The organism is Tolumonas osonensis (assembly GCF_014202415.1).
Taxonomy (GTDB): Bacteria; Pseudomonadota; Gammaproteobacteria; order Enterobacterales; family Aeromonadaceae; genus Tolumonas; species Tolumonas osonensis.
Map to the genome: position 1 here is coordinate 51,478 of NZ_JACHGR010000009.1, position 23,657 is coordinate 75,134.

The window sequence follows — 23,657 nt, forward strand, 5'->3', positions numbered from 1 at the left end:
GTGTTTAGCGCCATAAAAATTATCCGGATGGAGTTCCCCGTTGCTGTCGATAAAAAATATCAAGCTTTCTACCCGTACAGCACTCCTGTTCAGCTGTGGTCTGCTCATGATCATCAGCCTGAGTATTCTGTTGACCTGGCATTTTTTCCTGCGGGAAGTGAACACGCTGGAACTGAAAACCACCGAGGAAACCAACCGTCAGGCGCAACAGATTATCCGGCTGAAACTGGATAGTATGGCCAAGCGCAGTGGTGACTGGGCCTTCCGCAACGATGCCTACCAGCTGCTGAAGCACGCCATTCCGGATTATCACACCCAAAGCCTCAGCGCGGACTCGCTGAAAAAAAATGATCTCGACCTGATTGTCTTTCTGTCCCATCAGGGTCAGTTTGTTGACGGTGCCCAGCTCAATACCGAGGGCCATCAGGCCACAAAGCTCAGTCCGTCACTGCTGACGGAACTGCTGTCGGAGAAAGCACTTGGCCTGCCGCTGCGACAGCTGCTGCAGGCAGATAGGCCAGCGCAGCAGAGCATCTCCGGGATTATTTATCTGGACGGCGATCCGATGCTGGTCACCATCACCCCCGTGACCCGCAATGATCAGACAGACAGTCCTGTCGCCGGCTGGATGATCTGGGCGAAAAACACAAAAAGCCTGTTTCCGCACCGCTACAAGAGTCTGTTTCTGAATGATACCCGCCTGATCGATATCGTGCCGGGGACGGTGCCACAAGCGGTTTATAACGCCCTGTTCCGGCAAAAACAGACGTTTGCCCATGAGCTCGCCGACGATCAGCTCACCGTCTTCAGTATCCTGCAGGATATCAATCAGCAACCGGCCGCCATTCTCAAAACCACCGCCCCCCGCGAGTATTATCAGAGCAGCAAGAACGCCCTGGTCATGATGATCCTGTACTGTCTGCTGGGCGGCCTGATCATCACCCTGCTGTTTTTCCGGGCACTGCGTAAAAGTCTCGTCACCCGGCTGCATCTTCTGGAAAGCGATCTGCAACAGCTGGCAAGAAACGATTTCTCGCAGCCCCTGCGCCAGGATGACAAACAGGACGAGATCTCCATGGTCAGTCAGGTGGTCAACTCGCTGCTGACCACCCGGCAGGAAACCACCAGCGCGCTGGCAGAGATCGAAAACAAGTTTTATGCCGTGTATGAGAATGCCAGCCAGCCAATGCTGATCACGCACGACCGGCATGTTTTAAGTGCCAACCAGGCGGCGGCCTCCCTGCTCGGCTACGACTGTGTCAGCGAACTGATGGGGTATCCGCTGGATCAGCTGCTGCGGGACGCGACGGCGCCGGATACGGTCAGTGACGCGTTCTATCAGCGGATTGCCGCTCATGAGTATTACTTCGAGTGGGACATCACCTGTCATCAGGGCTGGCAGATCCCGTGCGAGCTGGAAATTACCCCGATCGATCATGACGGCATGCAGGCGCTGCTGCTCTGTCTGCATGATATCTCCGAGCGCCGGCAGCACGAGAACAAGATCCGCCGGCTGGTGCTGAACGACAGCCTGACCGGGCTGTATAACCGCTATGCGCTGTCACAGCAGATGCTGCCGGTGCTGAAACAGCTGGCCGAAGGCTACGATCAGCGTTTCGCGCTGCTGTATATCAATCTGGACCGGTTCCGGGCGCTGAACGACACATTCGGGCACGATACCGGCGACGGCATTATCAAGACGGTCGCATTACGTCTGCAACTGCTGTGCGAATCGGCCGGCCCGGTTACGCTGGCGCGGATTGCCGGTGATGAGTTCGTGATATTCATCCCGCAGATTGCCACCGCCTATCAGCCGGTGCGGTTGTGTTATCAGATCCAGCGTCTGCTGCTGCAACCACTGGTGATTGACGGTGTGTCACTGGAGATCTACACCACCATCAGTGTGGTCATCGGCGGCAACGAGTACAAAACGGTTGAGGATGTGCTGCGCTGTGCCGATTTTGCCATGAGCAAGGCGAAGAAGCTGAACAAGCGGATCCAGGTGTTCAGCCAGCGCATGTATCAGGAAGCGCTGGAAACGCTGGCGATTCAGCGGGATCTGCCATCGGCGATCCGCAATGGCGCCATCAAACCGGTATTCCAGCCGATTGTGGACTGTAGCAACGGGGAAGTGATCGGATTCGAGGCGCTGGCGCGCTGGCAGCACGAGCGTCAGGGCCCGATCTCGCCATCGCGCTTTATCCCGATGGCGGAAGAGAGCAATCTGATTGTGGAACTCGGGGAACAGGTGCTGCAGCAGGCCTGCCAGTTCATGCAGCAGGTCAACGCCATGCGGGCCGCCCGGCAACTGCCGCCGCTGTCGGTGCATGTGAACTTTGCCGCCCATCATTTTTCCAGCATGACACTGCCGGATAACCTGCGTGCCACGCTGGCGCAAAGCGGGCTGGCGCCGGACCAGTTGGTGATTGAAATCACCGAAAGCATGCTGATTGAACGGCCGGCAGAATCGATCAAACGGATGAAACAGATCAAGGAGCTAGGCGTGAAACTGGCGCTGGATGATTTCGGCACCGGCTATTCGGCGCTGAATACCCTGTGTCAGTATCCGCTGGACATCGTGAAACTGGATCGCAGCTTTGTGCTGCGGCTGATGGATGGTCAGCAGGGCGAAGCGCTGGTGCGCGCCATTATCAATATGGCGAAGGATCTGAACCTGATCATGGTGGCCGAAGGGGTGGAAACCGAAGCGCAGATGCAGAAAATCAAGGAACTGGGTGTGAATGAAATCCAGGGTTTCTATTACCACCGCCCGATGGCGGCCGCGGATGTGATGGCGCTGTTTGAATAAAATACGGCGGCAAATACCCAGCTATAAATACTGATTTGTCAGTATTTATATCAGTAAATTCCTCTTGTTGATTAATGCTACTGCTATGGTAGCATTAATTGCAACCTGCCTTATCATTTCATGTTATATACTGTTAAAAAAGTATGAATGGAAGACGACTGATGGCAAGAACAGTGAAACCCACGGCTATACCAACATCCAATATCATCAGTGATCCGTTAGCTTTGGGCATGTTTATCCGGGCCAAAAGAACAGCGGATGGGCTCAATATCCATGAAGCAGCTGCCCTGTGTAATGTCTCCGTCGATACATTAGGTAATCTGGAAAAAGGCACAGGAACAGTCTCGCTGGAAAAGGCATTTCATATTATGCGAATGCTGGGCATTGAGCTGCATATCGAACCATGGGGATAATCAGGGTCATGCCAACCTTAAATGTTTTTCACCGGGATGCGCTTATAGGCAAAATAGGCTTTGACAGTCAAAACGATGAATTCAGTTTCGTTTATGAGCAAACCTGGCTGGATAAAAAAGGTTTTTTGCTTTCACCGCATATCCGCCCAAACGGGTGTACCCATCACGCAGTACGACGATTCCTGGAGAATCTGTTACCTGAAGATACGCGACTGGATGACCTGACGGTATTAACACAAATTTCACGGGCAAACATTTTTGGTCTCACATTAGCGATTGGTCAGGAAACAACGGGCGCATTAACAATTTTAAGTGGTAATTCGACACCAGCAGATATTGCAACTACGTTTACGCCTATCTCTGAAAAAGAACTCAGAGAGCGGATCCTTAACCGGAAACTCCATTCTATCGGCCACTGGCATGGTAAACCCCGCCTCTCGATTGCCGGCGTACAGGATAAACTCCCCATCTGCATTACGCCTGACGGACACTTTGGTTTTGGTGAAGGAAAGCTCGGGTCGCACCAACAGAGTTTCTGCGCCTTGGTGAGCCTGTTCTGAAGGTCACTCGTTTTGACAGAAACTGGCAAGATAATGAAGTGATTCGTCACCATGTAATCGACGGATGCCAGCTCACCAATCTGGGACCAGGCTGGAAATACGAAGCCCCCCACGGTCATATTGGTGATGCCGCTTTTTATCAGGATGGCGTCAGTTTTGAGCGCCTGGCCGCAGAACAATCCGCCTTGTTCTCTCCGGCTAAAGATTTGGGTTTGATTGCTGACTGGGCACTGTTCAATTTACTTTGCGAAAATTCGGATGCCCACGGCAAAAACCTGAGTTTTATCAGCAAAGGCCAGCGTTTCAGCATGACACCACTGTATGACCTGCTGAATATTCAGATCTATGGCGATGAATATGAGCAGTATCTTGCGATGGCGATTGGCGGAGAATATAAACTGGCGGATATAGGCGTATTTCAGCTTTATGAATTTGCATCTTCATTGCAACTCACACCCAAGGTGATTGCCATGCGACTGGATCGCTTATGTCGTGTCGGGCTAAAAGCAGCCGGGCTCATAAAACATCAGCTGGAACCATTAATGGCAGATGAACTTGAGTTTGCTCACGCTCTGATCAACCGGTTCACTATTCAATGTGAACGATTCATGGACACAGCCAACTTATTGAAAACGGCCAGATTTTAGCAAAACAAAAAACCCCGCGTTGCGGGGTTTCGTTTTTATGCCAGATCGGGATGGCTTATTTCTCTGTCACCACGTACTGCTGATAGGCTTCGCGCAGGCGGATCAGGTGTGATTCGACGTAGGCCGGGCTCAGGCGGTCGCGGTTGAAGTAGACCTGATCGACGTTGTACGTCAGCCCCGGCGTGAGGCCGATGCCACTGGTGAGGCGGTTGTGATCCTTGCCGACCAGCGTTTCGATGCCGTAGGCGAACTGTTCGCTGCCGCGGATCTGGCCGATGCGGGTTGGTTTCATATCCCGGCGCAGCGTCAGCGGAATGGCGAACTCGATACCGGCGATCTGCTCGCGGGTATCACGCAGGAACAGCCGGATCTCGGTATCGCCGAACCAGTGCTTCGACACCAGCTTGTAGCCTGTATCCCCTTGCCAGAACTCGCCCACGGTCAGCTCGCCGGCCCAGTCCCAGTCGGCATGGTAGTAGCGGTAGGAACCGAGGATCGGCGTGGCGGTATGGTCGCGCTCATCACTGGTAAAACGCGCGCTTTCCAGTTTGAAGCGGTGTACGCCCTGCGCTGACTCCCAGCGGGTTTCGTTCTGCACGCCCTCGTAATCCGACATGATACGGCCGGCCGAGAACTTGGTGAACAGATCCGCCGGCAGACGGAACGCCTGATGCACCAGCACCCGGTCGAACTCGCTGTCATAGCGGCTCTTGCCCCAGATCGCGCCGTCTTCATAGTCATCGCTTTCCGACAGCGGTGCCAGATGACGGGTATCGAACATCGCCCCCTGCCACAGCGGCAGTTGCAGGTTACTGCTTAGCGCCAGCGAGTAATCCACCACCCCGTATTCGGTGGCGATATTGGAGCGGATCGCCGGGGCGACAATCAGACGTGGCCGGAACGACGCGGTATCCGTTTCCGGCTGCGCGTTCAGCTTCGCCAGCTGCTGAGCCAGATCGCGGGTAGAGACGTCGAAGAAGCGGCTCCGGTTATCACAGTTGCCAGTCTGCTGCAGATAGGCCAGCGCACAGCTGCGGCTGGTGCTCAGTGACAACACCGGCAGCTTCTGATTGAGCAGGATCAGTTGCAGCTCACCGGCCTGTTCCGGCGCGTAATCGGCCATCAGACCAAGCGCTACACCCAGCGCATCCAGCTCGTTCCAGTTGTAGCGGTTGTTCTCCAGCGCCACCACCAGCTGCTTATCCAGCACCGCTGCGCGGATGCTTTCAAAACCGGCCTGCTGTAACTGCGCCACCAGCGGCTGTGTATCGGTGATGACTGCGGCGGTAGCCGGCGCAACTGTTGCCGCCACCACAGGCGTCGCGGCCGCTACCGGCTGGCTCACGGTTGTCAGCGGCTGATCCAGCGTTGCCGCCTGCTGATTCACTGCGGCGATTTCTTCCGGTGTGGCCTGGTTCTGCGGCGCGGCCGCGATGGTGTGTTTGCTGCCCAACCACAGCGGCACTTTCACACCGACGCCGAACCAGTAATCGCGTTCCGCCCGGTCTTCCTGCTGATAGGCCTGCACCGAGGTGTACGTCTGCCAGCCGTTCGCTGACCATTGCTGCGGGGTAAACAGTTTGGCCCCGACGTTCACCGAGTTGGCATCGTATTCCGCCAGGAACTGCAGCCAGTCGAGCGGCTGCCACTCCACCCCGCCGAACGGCCCGTCCAGCTGACCCAGCGCACTTTCCGAGGTGCCAGCACCGGCGGTAAAACGCAACTGCTGCCACTGCTTGCTGAGCACGCCATAATAGGCTCGGAAATTGTTCGCCGCGCCGCCCATATCGCGGGCACCGATGGCTACATCAAACCACTCTTTGGGAATAAACGGCAGCTGATATTTGGCCGAAGCCGACAGATCCCGGATGCCGCAGCCCTCGGTAAAACAGTGGCTGTCATGTTCCTGGGTGGCGATGCGTCCGGTGACTTCCAGCCCCGGCAACAGACCGGCGGTCGCCATGTAGTTATAACCATCGATGTAACCGCTGTTACGCTCGATCGGATTGGAAAAATCAAACTGTGCCACACCGTAGTCGGCTACCTGCGCATTCGGCGTCTTCAGCAGGCCGGTGTACGGCTCCTGCGCCAGACTGTGCTGAAACTCGCCAGCCAGCACCGGCGAACAGCTCCCGACCAGCACCACACATAAACTCAATCGTTGTAGACGCAAACCCTTTTCCCCATAACGCAGAAAAAAGGCAGCCGAAGCTGCCTTAATGAACATCCCTGATCAGATCTGATCCGCTTAGTTGCCGGTACCGCCGCCAACCGCAGAATCGGTCGCACCGGTCGCCAGTGGTTTGTCTTCCACTTCGGTGGTGACCGAGCCATCTGCCGCCACCGTTACGGTGATGATAACGGTCGATAAGTCTTCGCCATTATTTTTCAGCTCTTCGATTTGCGCTTCCACGGCAGTATTGATTTTCAGCAGTTTGGTAATGACAGCCTGTGTAGTTGATTCATTCGCTACCTGCGCGTTAAATTCTTCCGCCGTCTTCGGCAGTACTGCAGAAGAGAGTAATGCCGATGCTTTCAGCGCCACTTCGTCATCACCTGCGGCAATAAAGTCGCCGGTGACCAAAGAGGCATCAATACCGAAACCATCCGCAATCTGCGCAATCGCCGCGTCCAGATCCACTGAGCCGCCTGAGCTTTCCATCAGCAGTGCCACCATGGTAGTGAACGGGCTGGCAATCAGGCTGGTTTTATTCTGACCGGCCGGGCTCACCAGATACAGTGAACCGGCTGCGTAGGTTTCACCGGTATCCATATCAATGGTCGAACCATCCGCCTTCGCGGTGATCACCACCGAACAGTTGGTACTATTGGTATTCAGCTCCGCCACGCCGTTTTCATTGGTGGTGCCAACGAAAGTCTTGCCATCACAAGTGGCCGTCACCACGGCGTTTTTCAGGTAACCGTCGACCGCGGTGACCTTGAAATCATAAGATGGAGAAGAAGATGAAGACGAAGAACCGCCACCACCGCCACAGGCGGCCAGACCCAGCGACAGGCTCACTGCAACCACTAACTGTTTTAACTTCATGGAGTATCCCTCATTGATTCTGCGGTGGTCAGCATAGCCACCGACGCTTACCTGCGATAACAATTAACAGCATCTTAACACTAAAAAGGCATAACCAAATGGCTATGCCCTGATTTTATGCCTGATTTTTTTACTAATCTTTACCAAACAGATCACGGGTAAAGACTTTCTCCGCGACATCGCTCAGCTCTTCCACCATGCGGTTGGAAATGATCACATCGGAGATGGCCTTGAACTCGTTCAGATCGCGGATCACGCGGGATTTGAAGAAGGTGTCTTCTTTCAGCACCGGCTCATACACCACCACCTCGATCCCTTTCGCCTTGATACGCTTCATGATCCCCTGCACCGCCGAGGCGCGGAAATTATCGGAACCGGCTTTCATGATCAGACGATAGACGCCGACCACTTTCGGGTTACGCCGGATGATGGCATCCGCGATGAAGTCCTTGCGTGTGGTGTTGGAATCGACGATGGCGCGGATCAGGTTATTCGGCACCTGACTGTAGTTCGCCAGCAGCTGTTTGGTGTCTTTCGGCAGGCAGTAGCCGCCGTAACCGAACGACGGGTTGTTGTAGTGGGTGCCGATGCGCGGATCGAGGCCGACGCCTTCGATGATCTGCTTGCTGTCGAGCCCCAGGCTCTGCGCGTAGGTATCCAGCTCGTTAAAGTAAGCCACGCGCATCGCCAGATAGGTGTTGGCGAACAGCTTGATCGCTTCGGCTTCGGTGGCATCAGTGAACAGCACCGGAATATCCAGCTTGATCGCCCCTTCCAGCAGCAGTTTGGCAAAGGTTTCGGCACGTTCGGAACGCTCGCCGACAATGATGCGTGACGGATAGAGGTTATCGTACAGCGCGCGGCCTTCACGCAGGAACTCCGGCGAGAACAGGATGTTGTCGCAGCCAAACTGTTCCTTCACCCGTGCGGTAAAGCCCACCGGCACCGTGGATTTCACCACCATCACCGCCTGCGGATTGATGGCCAGCACATCGCGGATCACCGATTCCACCGACGAGGTATTGAAATAGTTGGTCTGCGGATCGTAATCGGTCGGCGTGGCGATAATGACAAACTGCGCGCCCTGATAGGCATCGTGCTTGTCCAGCGTCGCGCGCAGGTTGAGTTTTTTGTTTTTCAGGTAATCTTCGATTTCGGTATCGACGATTGGCGACACACGATCATTGAGCTGACGTACCTTTTCCGGCACCACATCCAGCGCCACTACTTCATGGTGCTGCGCCATCAGAATGGCATTGGATAAACCGACATAACCTGTCCCGGCGACGGCAATTTTCATTGTTATAGTCCTTATTCAAATATAGTTGTTTATCTGGTGCTTTTATTCGCATCGTTTGATGTTTAAAAGTTTACTCGTAGTGATAACGACATGAAATAACGGTGAGACGCGTATCTTCAACCGCATAGACCAGGCGGTTCGTGTCATCAATACGGCGAGACCAAAAGCCAGATAAGTTCATTTTTAACGGTTCGGGTTTCCCGATGCCCTCAAAAGGCGAACGTTTGATATCTTCGATGATTTTATTGATACGTTTCAGGGTTTTCTTATCCTGATTTTGCCAGTACAGATAATCGGCCCAGGCTTCATCAGTCCAGGTCAGCAGTCTACTCATCAATGAGGTCTCTTTCCTGAACCTGATTATTGCGATATTGCTCGATGGATTTCGCCAAATGCGCCGCATTTGCTGGCGTTTTCAATAAGTGAACGGTTTCCATCAGGCTGTTGTAGTAGTCGAGAGACATCACCACCGCATCTTCAGCATCACGGCGAGTGATAATGGTGCAATCAGCATCATTAACCACCTGATCTAAAACAGATTTAAGGTTATTACGTGCTTCGGTAAAAGAAACGACCTGCATAAAGGCTCCGCGAACTGTGCAACTTATGGTACAAGTATAACTCAGTCAACAAAATGTACAATAAGATGTACAGATAGAGCTCGAGGAAGTTTTTCATCACCGCCCGGATGCTGGCGGCGAGGTGTTCTGCCATGGCGCGGATTTCGGATTCGTTTTCGTCTGTTGTTGGGAAAAATGATAGTATGACATCGGCTCATAACTTCAACTTATTGAGCTAGAAAGAGTCCCACATTAAGTTTTTGTTGAATGTCTTGTCTGGCTTTTAGTTTGCACCTATATTTAATGCGCATAAATCATACGCATTTTGAGTGGTGAAACTATGAGAAACGCATTCAGCGCACAAGCACCTAAAAAAGCAACCAACCTTAGCTTGAATAGTGAGTTATTAGCTGAGGCTAAACGCTTGAACATCAATCTCTCGGCCACAATGGAAAAAGCGCTCGCTCAAGAAGTTCATGAGCGGAAGAAGGCCGAATGGCTAAAACAAAATGCTGAAGCTATCAATGCCTGCAACGAACTGACTGAAAGACACGGACTATTTTCTGATTCATTTCGAGCATTCTAATGTCGCAATTTACGCTATACAGAAATCCTGACAAAGCCACAGCTACCACATATCCGTTTTTCGTTGATGTGCAAAGCGAACTCTTAGAAAACCTGAATACGCGTTTGGTTATTCCGTTAACGCCAGTGGAACTCATAGAAAAGAAAGCGCCAAGCCATTTATGCCCGATCGTCCATTTGGATGAGGGGGATTTCGTGCTCCTGACACAACAGACGACGAGTGTGCCAACCAAGATCTTGATTGAACCAACGCATGATCTGAGTACGTTCCGGGATGAAATTATTGCTGCGATCGATTTTTTGATTACCGGAATTTAAACCAGAGTGAAAGCATGAAGCTTATGAACTTCTGATGCCAGTCCACTCTCCCAGCCCCGCCTGTTCTCACCCCGTCACCGCCCGGATGCTGGCAGCAATATGTTCCGCCATGGCGCGGACTTCGGCTTCGTTTTCGCCTTCGGCCATGACGCGGAGTAGCGGTTCGGTGCCGGATTTACGCAGCAGGATGCGGCCGCGGCCGGCGAAAATCGCTTCGGCTTCTGCCATCGCCTGGCGGACGGCGTCGCTGGCCAACGGGTCTTGTTGTCCCTGATAGCGGATGTTGATCAGCACCTGCGGCATCAGGCTCATCCCTTCACAACAGGCAGCCAGATTTTGTCCGCGTTCAACCATAGTGCGCAATACCTGCAGACCGGCGATGATACCGTCACCGGTGGTAGTATGGCTGAGCGACAGGATATGACCGGAATTCTCACCGCCCAGCTGCCAGCCCAGTTCGTGCAGCAGCTCAACCACATAACGGTCGCCGACCTTGCTGCGGGCAAACGGAATACCCAAGCCATGCAGCGCCTTTTCCAGACCGAGATTGGCCATTTGTGTGCCGACCACACCGCCGCGCAGCTCACCGCGCTCCTGCCAGTGACGCGCAAGGATAAACAGGATCTGATCACCGTCTACGACCCGGCCCAAATGATCAACCAGCATGATCCGATCGCCATCGCCGTCCAGCGCAAAACCGACATCGGCACGTAACTCCTGTACTTTTGCCGACAGCGCCGTCAGATCAGTGGCACCACAGTGTTCATTGATGTTGAGGCCGGAAGGCTCGACACCAATGGTAAACACCTCCGCGCCCAGTTCGCGCAATACAGCCGGGGCGATCTGATACGTCGCGCCGTGCGCACAATCCACCACCACCCGCAGCCCTTCCAGGCTCAGCTGTGACGGAAACTGGCTTTTGCAGAATTCGACATAACGGCCGATGGCATCCGTAATACGGCGGGCTTTACCCAGATGCGCCGAATCGACACACTGCAACTCCTGCGTCAGCTGCGCCTCAATCGCCAGCTCAATGTCATCGTTCAGCTTGACCCCGGCCGCCGAGAAAAACTTGATACCGTTATCATGATAGGGATTATGCGAGGCACTGATCACCACACCGGCATCGGCACGAAACGTCCGGGCCAGATAGGCGATAGCCGGCGTTGGCAACGGGCCGGTCAGCGCAACATGGACACCCGCCGCCGCGAAACCTGATGCCATGGCCGATTCCAGCATATAACCGGAAATGCGGGTATCCTTACCAATAATCACCTTACGCGTGCCGCTGGCGGCTAACACCTTGCCAGCCGCCCAACCCAGTTTCAGGGCAAAATCGGGGGTAATCGGAAACTGACCGACCAAGCCCCGAACGCCGTCGGTGCCGAAATATTTTCTGTTCATGAGTGTCTATAGATTAATTGTGATTTGCGATAAAGTTGTGTTTAAAGCGTCAGAATCTGGAGAGTTTTTCACTACTTATATTCAGTGGCAGGCTTGTAAATGAAGATCCCAATTGCCTTGTTATAAGCCTGCACTTTGCTTGAGAGAATTTAACAAATTGAATGTTGCCAATGATTTACGAATTAGTTATCCGATGCGGATCCGAAAAAGTGGATGAAGTTCACTAACAACGTTAAACGTCTATTATACCATTTTTTAGTTAGTTGTGACCATGGGTTTAATTTATTCATTTTTTAAGTTTTGATGAAAAAACCTACCCAAGAATATTTTTTGAAACCTTCAAAGGCATTGCGCATTTTATAACAAGAATCAAACCAGCACAGCAAATAATTGTTGCCAAAATTGTTGTGATTATAAAAGCAGGTTGAAAACTATAAAGCCATTCACTTTTATTAAATATAAACTGTATTCTTGGCAAAAAAAGCAAATGCAATAGATATATGGAATAAGAGTTTTTACCAAGCCAAGTAAACATTGAGCTATTACTCATACAAGTTAACTTTCCCGAAAAGTGGACAATCATAATAAACAGTGTTATTGAAGCTATGAAGCTAGTTATTTTAAGCTGAGAAACACCAAAACCATAATTATTATGATAAGCCCAAAACAATGCCTCGATAAAAGCTAAGCCAAGAGAAAATAACAACACAACAAATAACTTAATTGAGTTTAATTTTTTTATTTCAGCTTCAACATTGTATCGTGAAACGATATAGCCAAAACAATAAAATGGATACCATACAAAAAAAGGGAGTGCATTAAATGGAAATCTTGACCAAATAAAATCTGGGTTTGTAGCAAAAAATGTATAAGTAAAAATAACACCAAACAAGGATATAACGACTGTCATTAGAAAATGTATTTGTTTTTCTGTAACCATATTGAATATTGGAGTTAAAAAAACAAATTGCAGTAGCACTATAACAAAATAACCCACCTGGATTCCTTCGCCAAAAAACAAACCTCTGAGTATTTCGGATGGACTTGGTGGTATTATTGGTGTTCTTATTAATATGTATATTATTGTCCATATGACATAAGGGATAAGAATGCGACTTGCTCTCCTAAAATAAAAATCTTTTGTTTGTTGCTCTAGAGAATTGCTTGAAAAATACCCAGCCAATGCAAAAAAAATTGGTACCGCAAAGTCTATTAGCTGCCTGAAGGCAAGACCAAACAGCCAATTAAAAGATCCATTTGAAAAATCAGCTGTATGATTGGAAGCATGAATTGCAACAACTGCAATTATGGCTAGTGCTTTCCAATTATCCCAATAAGGTATTCGTATGTTTTGTTTCATAATCATAGGCTTTTCTCTATAGTTGATTTTATATTAAAATATAACCTTTAATTAATCGGCGGCACGCAGTACCGTCCAGCTTTAAGTTTTGGTTCAGGGCGAAATAATGAAAGTCCGCATCCCACAAGGAATTAAGACAGGTACCCATTATCCCGACCAGCCCGTTTTTTCTTCCGTTTTATCCCTGTATCCACCGTTAGCCAATTCGATGCAATATGGGACATGCAATCAGGTTTTCACCAGCTTATCCATGTAGATTTGGGATTAATCCTCCCGGAACACCACATCCAGCAGATAATGTAGTAGGGCTTCTATCAGCCAGAGTTCGCACACTGTCGGAACAAAAATATTTTTTGTTCATAAATATCTATAGGTCAATTGTGATTTGCGATGGGGTTGATTTTAAGGCGCAGGAGACGGAGAAAGCTTTTCGGTTTCAGACTGAATCACATATTTGTTCAACATTCGCAAATATTGTGCAATCACCTTCTGTTCTTCAAAGTTTTCAATCATAAAGAGCCGCCCGACTTCGCCCATGGCATTTCTCTTTTCATCATTCATATTCAGCATCAACTCCATGCTATTGGCTAATGCATGCGAATCTTTGACCGGACAAAGCAGACCAGTCTGCTCATGAACTACCACATCACGACAACCAACATTATCAGTAGTGATAAGAGGTTTACTCATCGCAGCAGCCTCCATCAAGGTACGAGGTACCCCTTCACGATAATAAGAGGGAAGCACTACACAATCAGCTTGTGCAATAATGGGTCGCACATCACCTGTAGTCCCTAAATACTCAACATCACCAGCGGCTTCCCATTCTGCAATCTGCTCACGCCCGATCACACTGGGATTAGGCACACCAGTTGCACCCAATAATTGAAACACCGCATTGGGATGGCGGGCTCGTACTTTCCGTGCCGCTTCTACATATTCACCGATGCCTTTATCCCACAGCATCCGGGCAATTAGTAAAAAACGAAATTTACCATCATCTAAAGGTTTAGGTTGAAATGTAAAATGAGCCGTATTGATCCCTTCACTACGCAAAATTACAGCTTTATTTTTATCAACCAAATTATGGCTGAGGAATGCATGCTTATCATCAGCATTCAAAAACCATACCTCTTCAGGAAAACGAAATGCCAGCTTGTAGAGTTGCCTCGCTACTTTTGCCACCAAGTTGTTATTAAGAAAGGTATACCCCAAACCAGTAGTAACAGCGAGAGAAGGAATACCAACCAATTTAGCGGCTAAAGATCCATATATATTCGGCTTGATGGTGTAATGGATTATAAAATCAGGTTTAAGTTTACGGTAGAAAAGAGCAATGCGCGTCATTAAAACCAAATCAGAAAAAGGGTTTACACCTTTTGCTGACATATACAAATCAAATACCTGACATCCCATTGCTTCTAGCTTATCAGAACACTCATCTTTCGGAGCCAATATGCTTATGATAAACCCTTTTTCCAAAAGCGTAGCAATAAGCCCGTGTCGAAAATTGTAGAGAGACCAAGCTGTATTCGCACACAAAAGTAAATGTGGCATCGTTTTTATATCATCCATAATTATTTAGATATCAGTAACAAACAGAGCAATAAAACTCAATCCAGAGAACCAATTGATTGAATCGGACAAGAATATAACTTAAGCCATTTATCAACAGCAGCATCTAATGAGTAGTAACTTTGTACACGTTGACGAGCGGCTTTTCCCAAGGTGTCGGAATACTGAGTGGATAGATCAAGAGCTTTGCATAATGCTTCAGCAAGCTCTGGAGCCTGACGAGGTTGAACCAGAAAACCGGCAGAACCAAGTACCTCTTTCACCCCACCACAATCCGTTGCAACAACAACCCGCTGACAAGCCATGGCTTCAGCAACAACAAGGCCAAAGCCTTCCCATGCGGAGGAAAGTACAAAAACATCGGTTGCAGACATTAACGCCGGTATATCGTCGCGAATCCCTAAAAAATCAACATAATCCTCAAGTCTGAGCTTATAAATTAAACCTTGAAGTTCCTGCCTTAACGGCCCATCACCAGCAATTAAAACTTTAATGTTGTTTTTATTGTCTTTTAACAAAAATATTGCATTCAATAAATTATTATAGTCTTTAGCTTCAACTAAACGGCCAACAGCCAGAATCATTTGTTTATTTTCAACATTCAGCTCTTTTTTTATTCTGGCTCTCTCACATTCATTAAATTTAAATTTTTGTGTTGATATCCCATTATGAATGCTGATCATTCTACCTGATTTGACTGCTCTTTTTTTTATAAAAGCATCTACAGCCTCTTCACTTACATTTGTAGATATATCAGTCAGGCAATCTGTTACGCGGTAGGCTAACATTCTCAATCTGCCGCCTTCATCTGAACTATGAGCAGTACAAATAAGGCGGGGAATGTTGACACTCAATCGAGCAAGACGAACCAGAATATTCGCATGAAACATATGACCATGTACGATATCCGGCTTAAAATTTCGGAGTAATGAAAAGAATTTACAGTAAGCACCAAAAATACCAAAGATATTTTTCATGCCTAATCCAACAACTTTTATACTCTTGTTTTTCGGTAATAATAAGGCTTCGCCTGTTAAGTAGCATATACATATAGAATGGCCTCTTTCAGCCAACGAGTCTGCAAGAGATATTACTAAACTTTCAGCACCACCGACACTCAAACCCGTGATAACAAATAAAATCTTCATTACTTACCCAGCAATTAACACTGTAAAAAAAACATATAATTCCACTTTATCACCCATACCACTAAAAATAAAGAAAGAGCTTAAACAACTCAAATTAATTCATAAAAAATAAACTTATCATTTGGATTTACGAAGAATGCAATACCATGATTTTTAAAAAATTAATAAAGCCAATTTTTATATCTCCTAGCAGAGCCTTATTAAGCAAAAAAATATTTACAGTAAAACAAAGCAATATTATTAATACCTTTTCAGTCTCTACTCAGTATCAGTTTAAATAACAATGTTTTACGTTTTATCTACATACAACCCTGTTGCAAAAACAGGAATTCTAATTATTTAATATCCATAATCGCTTTTCTCATAAAGCCACGAATAACTCTTATTGAATCTAACCACTTTATGGATTTTTTTGCGATAACAGCTCTTTCATCCTCTAAGGAGCTTTTATAAGCATTAAAGTTTTCAAAAACAAGCAAAGGGCGACAATGAAGTATATTCACTGAACAATGTTTTTCGAAAAAATTCCAGTCATCCGCAACAGTCTCAACTTTATTACAAACAGATTCAAATCTGTCTAATATTTTTTTTGCACCATTTTTATTAATAAGATAAGAAACTGTTCCACAAGTCCAGTTTTTCCATGGGCGTCCTAAAATGGCACCACACTCAAGCATTGATTTAGCCTTTAACGGTTCTTTTAAATAAAAAATCTTCTCTTCATCACTTGCTAGCTTAGAATAACCAAGAATAACGACATCATTACCCTGTTTTTCACTACACTGAATTAGTTCATCAAGAATTTTTATATCTACACGTTCTAATAGGGCGTCGTCTTCAACAATCCAAGCCCAAGTCTCATTTGATTCCAGAAGCTTTTTGTATACATTAATGTGGCTTAAAGAGCACCCAATCTCTCCTTTTGTGAGATTCCTATTGAGACTAGAACATGTACTTTTTATATAAAAATCATCCACCTTATTAATATCAACAAATCTAAAATCTACAGCATACTCAAACTCAAAAATAGAATTCAATTTATTGAATTGAGTTAAAATTGATTTTTGTCTAACCAATTCATTTGAGAGAGAAATAACATACGTACTATATGTCATGAAGTTGACGCCTTAAATAATAACCAATTAAAATCAAAAAGCATGGTATAGAAAAAAAGAAAACAAAAAACCCCACCCTATTAGCCAACACTATGTTTTCATTAAAAACAATTATAAACAATGATTGATACATTATTAGTGAACATATTTTTTCATCTAACAGAGACAAAGTACATTTACTATGCATTAGGAAAGCTGACATTATAAATATTAATATTGAAAAAACAGTGAACCTCACATTTACACTTGAAGCTAACTCTGCCTCACCCCCTGTATAAAACATTATTTTCCTAGTTAAAACTGGGAGATTGAAAATCACCTCAACATGCATTAAAGCTTCAACAAAAAAACCATAAATACTAATGCCGGTGAGTGAAAAAAATGAGAAGAAAGCAAAAGCAAAAATAACAAATCTTGATTTGCAAAGTTTAACAGCAAAAGCAGATGATGTTAAAATCCAGATAATTGATGATAAATGAGAAAATAAAGAAGCAAATAGAAAAACATAAGATATTTTTTTCCTATTTGACAAAAAAATATACAAAACAAAAAATGATGCTGCGTAATATTGCCGAATAAGATACGACGCATTAAGATAAAAAAATGTAGAAAGTAAAAATATAGAAACAAAAAAATAGGTTATGTTTTTCCCAGCTGCGTTAACACATAGAAAAACAATAGGAAGCCACATCAAATATGAAAACAGAATAAAATCAGAAAAGTCTCCTCCAAATACACTTACGATATACATAAAAAGAGATGTTAAAAATTCAACACCATAGGGATATATATCAACATGTATTGAATCGAAGTTATATTTGTATTCAAGTGTATCATTTATGTAGTTCACGTTTTTCGACCAATAACAACTTAATATTACGAATAATACAGAGAAAACGAATGACACACCCAACCAAAATTCTACTGGTAAACAAGAAGTGTTTTTTTTGTACGGAATCATATATGGCTCAAGATATTTTATTTTTCACATTAAATGACAATATCTTTTTCTTTATTTTTTTTGCTGTTACCTGTATCCCGCATTCTTTAATTTCATCATTCAAGATAAAAAGCATGTCAATTGCACCACCTATCCACCCCCCAAATATTTTTATAATTCTTTTTTTTCTGGCAATACTTCTCTTAAAGCGTCCAGACTGCCAACTAGCATTAAAGTGATGTATCGATACAGTATTAGATGTTATTTCGGCTTCACCAACAAGGGAGGCTGGGCAAAAATAATCCGAGGGGAAAACCATAATTCCATTAATATTTTGCTCCATTCCATTCTGAGCTAAACCTAACGAAACTAGAACTTTAGTATCTCTATGTGGACAAGGCATCATATCAAAATCTCCATTATCCATAATGAATTTTGTATTTTCATAAGATTCCATAAGTTTTCGTAAAACAGGATGATTAGGCTTTGCACCAAAACCCAGCCCTGTGTTTACCCGCCAAATACTATCTTTTTCGAACCCCATAAAACCATCGAATTTCAAGAATTCATCCAGCCCTTTTAAGAGCTCAACATCAATATCTAAATATATACCACCATGCTTTTCTATAACCTGTAGACGTACATAATCTGATACAAATGCCCATTTTTTTGCTTCATGCGCTTCCTTCACAAAACGACATGACTCAAGATCAGAATTAGTTTCATCCCATCTAATAAGCTCGTAATCTGAACAATATTTTCTCCAACTTTCAATGCATTTTATGGCAATTTCTGGTAATTCATTACCACCAAACCAGCAATAATGAATTTTCTTAGGAATTAACATATCTACTCCGCAAAATTCGAGAAAAATACTTTAATAACAAAATAAATTTCACAAAAACAAAGGATGTTTTATACATTTTTTTTGAGTCGAGGCATAACGCTATTTTTGCATAAGTCGTTAAACTACTCCCCCATATATATTTATTAGATTCACTGAACAACTCGAAGGATTCCTTCGGGTTGTTATATATAATCCATGTTTTTTGCATTAACTTGAATATATTAATCTCATAATTAAGAACATCTAACAAGCCTTTATTAATCAAGAAATTTTCAATATACCTAATAGCATTAACGATATGTTTTACTTTGTCTTTATCTATTACTTTAGTTATGGAGTTATAGTTTTCTTGATTATAATTAAGAAAAGGCATACTTACATATGAAATTTTTGAGGCAAAATAAAAGACATTCATTATGTAATAAAAATCTTCCAAATAATTTATATCATCAAGCACATTTATTTTATTATCAAGACAAAGCTTTCTACTAATTAGCTTATTCCAGGTTGAACCATGTAGATTACATACCAGTAATTGCTTAATACAATCCAACCCGGTAGAGGCAGGAGGTTGCTTGATTAATTGACAATTGTTTTTATAAACCAACGAATAATCACAGATAACAACATCAGCATTATCTTTCTTAGCAACATTATACATAGACTCCAGCCAACCAAGTTCAACCCAGTCATCGCTATCGAGATGAATGGTATATTCTCCTTTGGCTAACTCCATCCCTTGAGCGCGTGTTGCAGCAACTCCTCGGTTCTCTCTGGATATTAATATAACTTGATCTTTCCGGTCTGGGTAACGTTCCATCACCTGTTGAATAATGACAAGAGAATTATCTTTTGAACCATCGTCAATAATAATAAACTCTACATCATCTAACGTTTGCTCCATTAAACTGACGATAGCACGTTCAACATATTTCTCGGCATTATAAACAGGCACAATAACGGACACTTTAGGCATTTTTTATTTTCCTAATAATGCTTGATGCAGAAAGTGTGCAGCAAACACTTGTTCAGATTTTTTGATTTTATTGATAGTTGAAAAATCGATGTTTTCGTTAATTTTATCAAGAGTCAGATCTTCCATTGAAAAGACCAGTCGATTTTCTAAGCCAAATTTCTTAAGTATTGACGTAAAGCGAGCTAACCCGCGATCGTGATTACCAATAGCAATAAATGGTTTGTTGAAAATTATCGAGAATGCCACTCCATGGAACGAATCTGTTACCACATACGCAGCATCCATGAAGCCACGCAACCATTGAGTAACCGGAGGGTAAACACCATCAACCTCATCAGGCATTACAGTATAGGTTTTCAAACCACGAACTCTTGCCACCTGCTCAATAATCAACTGCTTTTCTGGAGCCTTGTCGAGTACATAAACCATCATGTTACCCGCAGACGCAGGAATCTTGTCCGATTCGATCAGTGCACAATAGTCTTCTTTGTCCAGCAGTAAGGTTGGGTCAATCACATGCGTAGCTGTTACGCCAAAATGATCCCGGCAAAGTTTGACCGCCGAGTCTTCACGTACACTGACTGCATGGAATTTTTTCAACAAGGTGCCATATCGCACCTGATCATTCTCACTGAATTCAGCGCAATGATCGATACCGAATGAAGCAGCATATGCGATACGAAGGGTAGTTTTGTCATCACCCAGAAATTCGAGAAAAAAGGCAGGCATTCCAGGCGAATAGGCGGGCCGCCATACCTGATCACTACCAATAACAAAAGCATCAAATTGATACTGTTTGACAAAATCAAATTCGTCCAGACAGGTGATTGGCTGGGTCGTGCGGATATGCTCAGCTCTGAAGCGATTCGTATGTTGTGCAATCACACGTTTCTGCTGATCACTTAATGGGAGAATACTAGCGATGGGTCTGCGCAACAGATACTTGCGTATCATGTTTATAACAATTCCTTTCAGTCCCCATAAACGTGGTTTTCCATTGTACGTAAAATCAACCGTCAGGGCATCGTGCCCTTGGTTTTTCAAAAACTTCTGCAAGGCATATGCCTGTAACAAGCCACCATAATTATTGTGGAGAGGTTGTGTTAAAATGCCAATTTTCATTTGATAAAAGCCTTTCTAATTCTTTTAATAACAGCCCGATGATAATGATTTATTTTTGTCACTGCCTTCAGCCAATACAAATCTCTTTCCATTTTATTATCGAATGAGACTGCATTCCTAGTTTCCCCCCATACTTCGAGGCTTTTATAACGTGTTCTCATCCGCATAATCTGGATGATTTTAATTAAAGGAGATATTTTAATATCAGTAAAACGTTTTGGTGGGATCGGAATGCCTTTTTTTTTGCTACGCTCGATTCTGAAGCCCAAGCCATCATGACGATGATTAAAACTACCTTGCTGAGATACGATAAAACGATCCTCTGACAATTTTTCAATATTCAAGTCATCTTTTTCAATACCATCTTGTATTATTTTTTCGGCTAATAACGAGCGTGTCACTATAACATTTGTGCCTCTTCCATCATTCGAGAATGGTTCGAGCCAAGCATCACCCAAAGAAACATCAGCCAACTCAGCTGTCACATCATCACAATAATCGCAGGCATTTGCTTTGAATAATCCAGTTCCCCACATATCACCTACTGTTCTCATTTTTATGGTTTTCTGGTTTTTGAATTTATCCAAACAGCCAAAAGAGTAATCACTGGCAGTACTGTTTATATCTTTTATCCTAAATTCCGGTTCGCTATATTCATCGACATCAACACCCACTTTACTAGCCAAATATTCAGCAAAAAAGGAACTCTTGATCCCACCACATATGATACCGACCAAAAATTTTATTTTTTGTTTTAGTTTTAGATCATTAGCTTGTGCCAAACGGATTGCCTTGATAAAGCATGCAACACCGACTATCGCCACGTTTCCGTCCAATTCTTGCAACTTATCAAAGACAGAATTCAGTGTAACTGGATAATATTTGGTCTTTGCGGTGGTTTGTAGTTCTTCAATATTGTTGCTAATTGCATACTCATAGTGTGTATCAGAACCTTTAACCGAGATTACATGTTGAATCTCACCTCTAGCCAATAACTCCGATAATATATATGTCGCAATACCACCTGATGATGATGACAATCTATTCTTTATTGAATATCCAGCATAAGTACTAATGTAGCGTCCAATTTTTTTATTGAAGTTTGGAGCCTCATTCAAAAATATAGCTGAAATCTCATGTTCAGTTCTAAGCGATGCTGATGGTTCAGGATTGAAAGGACAGACTGATATGCACTTTCCACCACAAGTGCAACGATTATCTACACTAGCCACGTAAAAACCATTTTTATTAACTTTCATTTTAATGGCGTTACTCGAGCACTGTGTAACACACAAACCACAACCAATACATAATCCGTTATTTACTACAGACTCGATCATTCTGCTACAACTCATAGTTCCCACCAGATTCGATATTTACTCAGAGGTTAGAAAATGGTTATCAATTTTGACTTTATGAATTTTCTTTCTTCACTTGTTATTCCCACTAACCATATAAACATAAAAGCCACAAACCAATACAAAGCACTTGAAAACAAAAAATTCAACATTTTACTTTTATTAAGTTCAGGCATCAGCAAAGATATAGAAAGCGAAAAAATAAGAAAGGAAAACACTTTCGCAATCAAAGAATAAAAATTCACCACTATGTTTGATAGCAATCTACTCAATAGTAGGACACGCAATATAAAAGCCAACAAAGATATAAATATACTTACCAAAAAAGTAATATTTGCATCAAATCCGACACTTAAAAAAAAGTACGATATAGGTAGATTACACAATATAACCACACCGACAACGACTTGATATATTTTTATCCTTCCCGTTGCCTGAAAAGCCGTCATTAAAGTACCAGACATGGTCATGATTAAAGCATCTATCACTACTAACCGACAAAAAGAAACGGAATAATCAGGGATAGTTTTCAACCAGATCTTCAAAATAAAGTCTGTCTGAAGCAAAATTGGTATTGATATCAAATAGAGCAGAAAGAAAGAATACCTCGCTCCCGCAAACACTAATTGCTGCATATATTTATGATCGTTTGCAGCATAGGATTTTATTATTTGGGGGTTAATCGACATCTGCAGACTACTGACAAAACCTACGATTGCACTATTGACCTGAAATGCAATAGCCCTAGCTGCATTGACCGTCGAGCCAAAGAAAATATTCAGAAGAATGTTCACGCCTTGATTAGACATAACTGCAGCAAGATTACCGAACAGATTCCAGCCTGTATAGCTGAACAAAGTTTTGAACATTTCCGTGTTCCAGAAAAGCTGGTATCTGGACACTGCAAAATTTCTGCGAGCATATAAGTAGTAGCAACACCATATGATAAAGCTTACTAATGCAGTCAATATCGCATAAATTTCTAACCTGTCGTCCCAGTCCATTTCCAGTAAGAAAACAATACCAAGCTTCAAAAATACATCCACGATACTGATGTAGGCAAATGCTCTCATTTTTTCATATGCAATAATACAGGCATTATATGGCACACCCATAATTGTGCAGCAAAAAGAAAAGATGGCACATTGATATACCCAATTTGCAGCATCAATCCTTTCCGGTGAAATGGCCAGCTGACTGTTCAAAAACCATAATCCAAGCGTTTCAGAAAAAATAATGACAACAACTACAATGAGCACATATATATTGAAGCTCATCTTGAATACGTTATGTAAGCCAGGAACATCGTTCCTGCCAATTTCAAAAGAAAAGAACCTTTGTGTAGCAGATGACATGGCGCCACTAAGAAATGAGAACAGTGTCACCACGCCTCCAACTACGTTATAAAGGCCATAATCTTCAACACCCAATGCATTAATCACCACCCTTGATGTATAAAGTGTAACACCTAATGTCAGCAGCATTCTGAAATATAGAAACAATGCGTTTTTAACTATTCTCTTGTTATTTGTATTATTTGACATTATTTATGTATTAATCTTTATTAATAT

At 44.5% G+C, this 23,657-nt stretch carries 22 protein-coding genes; 6 read left to right on the plus strand and 16 right to left on the minus strand.

Annotation, left to right across the window (positions count from 1 at the left end; all coding sequences use genetic code 11):
* Nucleotides 1–40: 40 nt before the first annotated feature.
* The 4 genes from HNR75_RS12915 (at nucleotide 41) to HNR75_RS12930 (ending at nucleotide 4,429) form a co-directional block, all read left to right on the plus strand.
* A complete protein-coding gene (locus HNR75_RS12915; RefSeq protein ID WP_188027399.1) occupies nucleotides 41–2,809 on the plus strand; it encodes a bifunctional diguanylate cyclase/phosphodiesterase in 2,769 nt (922 codons plus the stop codon).
* 161 nt (nucleotides 2,810–2,970) lie between these two features.
* Nucleotides 2,971–3,222, plus strand: a complete 252-nt coding sequence (locus HNR75_RS12920; protein WP_188027400.1) for a helix-turn-helix domain-containing protein — start codon at nucleotides 2,971–2,973, stop codon at nucleotides 3,220–3,222.
* 8 nt (nucleotides 3,223–3,230) lie between these two features.
* A complete protein-coding gene (locus HNR75_RS12925; RefSeq protein ID WP_188027401.1) occupies nucleotides 3,231–3,782 on the plus strand; it encodes a HipA N-terminal domain-containing protein in 552 nt (183 codons plus the stop codon).
* Entirely contained in the window at nucleotides 3,779–4,429 is a 651-nt protein-coding gene (locus HNR75_RS12930) for a HipA domain-containing protein (RefSeq protein ID WP_246358943.1), read from the plus strand. The genes HNR75_RS12925 and HNR75_RS12930 overlap by 4 nt, the downstream gene beginning before the upstream one ends.
* A gap of 55 nt (nucleotides 4,430–4,484) precedes the next feature.
* On the opposite strand, the gene HNR75_RS12935 is transcribed toward HNR75_RS12930, so the two are convergent.
* The 5 genes from HNR75_RS12935 to HNR75_RS12955 form a co-directional block, all read right to left on the minus strand.
* Nucleotides 4,485–6,602, minus strand: coding sequence for a YjbH domain-containing protein (locus HNR75_RS12935; protein ID WP_188027402.1), 2,118 nt, complete (start codon nucleotides 6,600–6,602; stop codon nucleotides 4,485–4,487).
* A 75-nt stretch (nucleotides 6,603–6,677) separates the two neighbouring features.
* Entirely contained in the window at nucleotides 6,678–7,478 is an 801-nt protein-coding gene (locus tag HNR75_RS12940) for a hypothetical protein (RefSeq protein ID WP_188027403.1), read from the minus strand.
* Nucleotides 7,479–7,611: 133 nt separating this feature from the next.
* Complete coding sequence (locus HNR75_RS12945) at nucleotides 7,612–8,778, minus strand: nucleotide sugar dehydrogenase (protein ID WP_188027404.1); 1,167 nt, start codon at nucleotides 8,776–8,778, stop codon at nucleotides 7,612–7,614.
* Nucleotides 8,779–8,848: 70 nt separating this feature from the next.
* Nucleotides 8,849–9,112, minus strand: coding sequence for a Txe/YoeB family addiction module toxin (locus tag HNR75_RS12950; RefSeq protein WP_188027405.1), 264 nt, complete (start codon nucleotides 9,110–9,112; stop codon nucleotides 8,849–8,851).
* Nucleotides 9,105–9,359 (minus strand): type II toxin-antitoxin system Phd/YefM family antitoxin, encoded by a 255-nt coding sequence (locus HNR75_RS12955; protein ID WP_188027406.1) that lies wholly within the window; start codon nucleotides 9,357–9,359, stop codon nucleotides 9,105–9,107. Before HNR75_RS12955 ends, HNR75_RS12950 begins: the two co-directional genes overlap by 8 nt.
* A gap of 319 nt (nucleotides 9,360–9,678) precedes the next feature.
* On the opposite strand from HNR75_RS12955, the gene HNR75_RS12960 reads away from it, so the two are divergent.
* The gene (locus HNR75_RS12960; protein ID WP_188027407.1) at nucleotides 9,679–9,924 is read left to right on the plus strand and encodes a type II toxin-antitoxin system CcdA family antitoxin; all 246 of its coding nucleotides are present in this window, start codon (nucleotides 9,679–9,681) and stop codon (nucleotides 9,922–9,924) included.
* Nucleotides 9,924–10,241, plus strand: a complete 318-nt coding sequence (locus HNR75_RS12965) for a CcdB family protein (RefSeq protein WP_188027408.1) — start codon at nucleotides 9,924–9,926, stop codon at nucleotides 10,239–10,241. Before HNR75_RS12960 ends, HNR75_RS12965 begins: the two co-directional genes overlap by 1 nt.
* A gap of 66 nt (nucleotides 10,242–10,307) precedes the next feature.
* Here the strand turns inward: HNR75_RS12965 and glmM are convergent, their stop codons facing one another.
* The 11 genes from glmM to HNR75_RS13020 form a co-directional block, all read right to left on the minus strand.
* Nucleotides 10,308–11,645, minus strand: a complete 1,338-nt coding sequence (gene glmM / locus HNR75_RS12970) for a phosphoglucosamine mutase (protein ID WP_188027409.1) — start codon at nucleotides 11,643–11,645, stop codon at nucleotides 10,308–10,310.
* A gap of 313 nt (nucleotides 11,646–11,958) precedes the next feature.
* Nucleotides 11,959–13,011, minus strand: a complete 1,053-nt coding sequence (locus HNR75_RS12975; protein ID WP_188027410.1) for an acyltransferase — start codon at nucleotides 13,009–13,011, stop codon at nucleotides 11,959–11,961.
* A gap of 396 nt (nucleotides 13,012–13,407) precedes the next feature.
* Entirely contained in the window at nucleotides 13,408–14,580 is a 1,173-nt protein-coding gene (locus HNR75_RS12980; RefSeq protein WP_188027411.1) for a glycosyltransferase family 4 protein, read from the minus strand.
* A 38-nt stretch (nucleotides 14,581–14,618) separates the two neighbouring features.
* A complete protein-coding gene (locus tag HNR75_RS12985) occupies nucleotides 14,619–15,728 on the minus strand; it encodes a glycosyltransferase (RefSeq protein ID WP_188027412.1) in 1,110 nt (369 codons plus the stop codon).
* 335 nt (nucleotides 15,729–16,063) lie between these two features.
* The gene (locus tag HNR75_RS12990) at nucleotides 16,064–16,843 is read right to left on the minus strand and encodes a glycosyltransferase family 25 protein (RefSeq protein ID WP_188027413.1); all 780 of its coding nucleotides are present in this window, start codon (nucleotides 16,841–16,843) and stop codon (nucleotides 16,064–16,066) included.
* Nucleotides 16,833–17,804: an EpsG family protein gene (locus tag HNR75_RS15670; protein WP_188027414.1), complete on the minus strand. Its 972-nt coding sequence runs from the start codon at nucleotides 17,802–17,804 to the stop codon at nucleotides 16,833–16,835. Before HNR75_RS15670 ends, HNR75_RS12990 begins: the two co-directional genes overlap by 11 nt.
* A gap of 7 nt (nucleotides 17,805–17,811) precedes the next feature.
* Complete coding sequence (locus HNR75_RS13000; RefSeq protein ID WP_188027415.1) at nucleotides 17,812–18,630, minus strand: glycosyltransferase family 32 protein; 819 nt, start codon at nucleotides 18,628–18,630, stop codon at nucleotides 17,812–17,814.
* Nucleotides 18,617–19,606: a glycosyltransferase family 2 protein gene (locus HNR75_RS13005; protein WP_188027416.1), complete on the minus strand. Its 990-nt coding sequence runs from the start codon at nucleotides 19,604–19,606 to the stop codon at nucleotides 18,617–18,619. The genes HNR75_RS13000 and HNR75_RS13005 overlap by 14 nt, the downstream gene beginning before the upstream one ends.
* A gap of 3 nt (nucleotides 19,607–19,609) precedes the next feature.
* On the minus strand, nucleotides 19,610–20,728 hold the full coding sequence (locus HNR75_RS13010) for a polysaccharide pyruvyl transferase family protein (protein WP_188027417.1): 1,119 nt from the start codon (nucleotides 20,726–20,728) through the stop codon (nucleotides 19,610–19,612).
* Nucleotides 20,725–22,083: a Coenzyme F420 hydrogenase/dehydrogenase, beta subunit C-terminal domain gene (locus tag HNR75_RS13015; protein WP_188027418.1), complete on the minus strand. Its 1,359-nt coding sequence runs from the start codon at nucleotides 22,081–22,083 to the stop codon at nucleotides 20,725–20,727. The genes HNR75_RS13010 and HNR75_RS13015 overlap by 4 nt, the downstream gene beginning before the upstream one ends.
* A 32-nt stretch (nucleotides 22,084–22,115) precedes the next feature.
* Nucleotides 22,116–23,570 (minus strand): MATE family efflux transporter, encoded by a 1,455-nt coding sequence (locus tag HNR75_RS13020; RefSeq protein WP_223157909.1) that lies wholly within the window; start codon nucleotides 23,568–23,570, stop codon nucleotides 22,116–22,118.
* Between the last annotated feature and the right edge of the window lie 87 nt (nucleotides 23,571–23,657).

Bases quoted from the DNA above. Each gene is read 5' to 3' on its own strand.
- HNR75_RS13010 (WP_188027417.1), bottom strand. From the start codon at position 20,728: ATGAAAATTGGCATTTTAACACAACCTCTCCACAATAATTATGGTGGC.
- HNR75_RS12960 (WP_188027407.1), top strand. From the start codon at position 9,679: ATGAGAAACGCATTCAGCGCACAAGCACCTAAAAAAGCAACCAACCTT.
- HNR75_RS12925 (WP_188027401.1), top strand. From the start codon at position 3,231: ATGCCAACCTTAAATGTTTTTCACCGGGATGCGCTTATAGGCAAAATA.
- HNR75_RS12980 (WP_188027411.1), bottom strand. From the start codon at position 14,580: ATGGATGATATAAAAACGATGCCACATTTACTTTTGTGTGCGAATACA.
- HNR75_RS12920 (WP_188027400.1), top strand. From the start codon at position 2,971: ATGGCAAGAACAGTGAAACCCACGGCTATACCAACATCCAATATCATC.
- HNR75_RS15670 (WP_188027414.1), bottom strand. From the start codon at position 17,804: ATGATTCCGTACAAAAAAAACACTTCTTGTTTACCAGTAGAATTTTGG.
- HNR75_RS12950 (WP_188027405.1), bottom strand. From the start codon at position 9,112: ATGAGTAGACTGCTGACCTGGACTGATGAAGCCTGGGCCGATTATCTG.
- HNR75_RS13005 (WP_188027416.1), bottom strand. From the start codon at position 19,606: ATGCCTAAAGTGTCCGTTATTGTGCCTGTTTATAATGCCGAGAAATAT.
- HNR75_RS12985 (WP_188027412.1), bottom strand. From the start codon at position 15,728: ATGAAGATTTTATTTGTTATCACGGGTTTGAGTGTCGGTGGTGCTGAA.
- HNR75_RS12975 (WP_188027410.1), bottom strand. From the start codon at position 13,011: ATGATTATGAAACAAAACATACGAATACCTTATTGGGATAATTGGAAA.
- HNR75_RS13000 (WP_188027415.1), bottom strand. From the start codon at position 18,630: ATGTTAATTCCTAAGAAAATTCATTATTGCTGGTTTGGTGGTAATGAA.
- HNR75_RS12965 (WP_188027408.1), top strand. From the start codon at position 9,924: ATGTCGCAATTTACGCTATACAGAAATCCTGACAAAGCCACAGCTACC.
- glmM (WP_188027409.1), bottom strand. From the start codon at position 11,645: ATGAACAGAAAATATTTCGGCACCGACGGCGTTCGGGGCTTGGTCGGT.
- HNR75_RS12990 (WP_188027413.1), bottom strand. From the start codon at position 16,843: ATGACATATAGTACGTATGTTATTTCTCTCTCAAATGAATTGGTTAGA.
- HNR75_RS12945 (WP_188027404.1), bottom strand. From the start codon at position 8,778: ATGAAAATTGCCGTCGCCGGGACAGGTTATGTCGGTTTATCCAATGCC.
- HNR75_RS12955 (WP_188027406.1), bottom strand. From the start codon at position 9,359: ATGCAGGTCGTTTCTTTTACCGAAGCACGTAATAACCTTAAATCTGTT.
- HNR75_RS13020 (WP_223157909.1), bottom strand. From the start codon at position 23,570: ATGCTGCTGACATTAGGTGTTACACTTTATACATCAAGGGTGGTGATT.
- HNR75_RS13015 (WP_188027418.1), bottom strand. From the start codon at position 22,083: ATGAGTTGTAGCAGAATGATCGAGTCTGTAGTAAATAACGGATTATGT.
- HNR75_RS12940 (WP_188027403.1), bottom strand. From the start codon at position 7,478: ATGAAGTTAAAACAGTTAGTGGTTGCAGTGAGCCTGTCGCTGGGTCTG.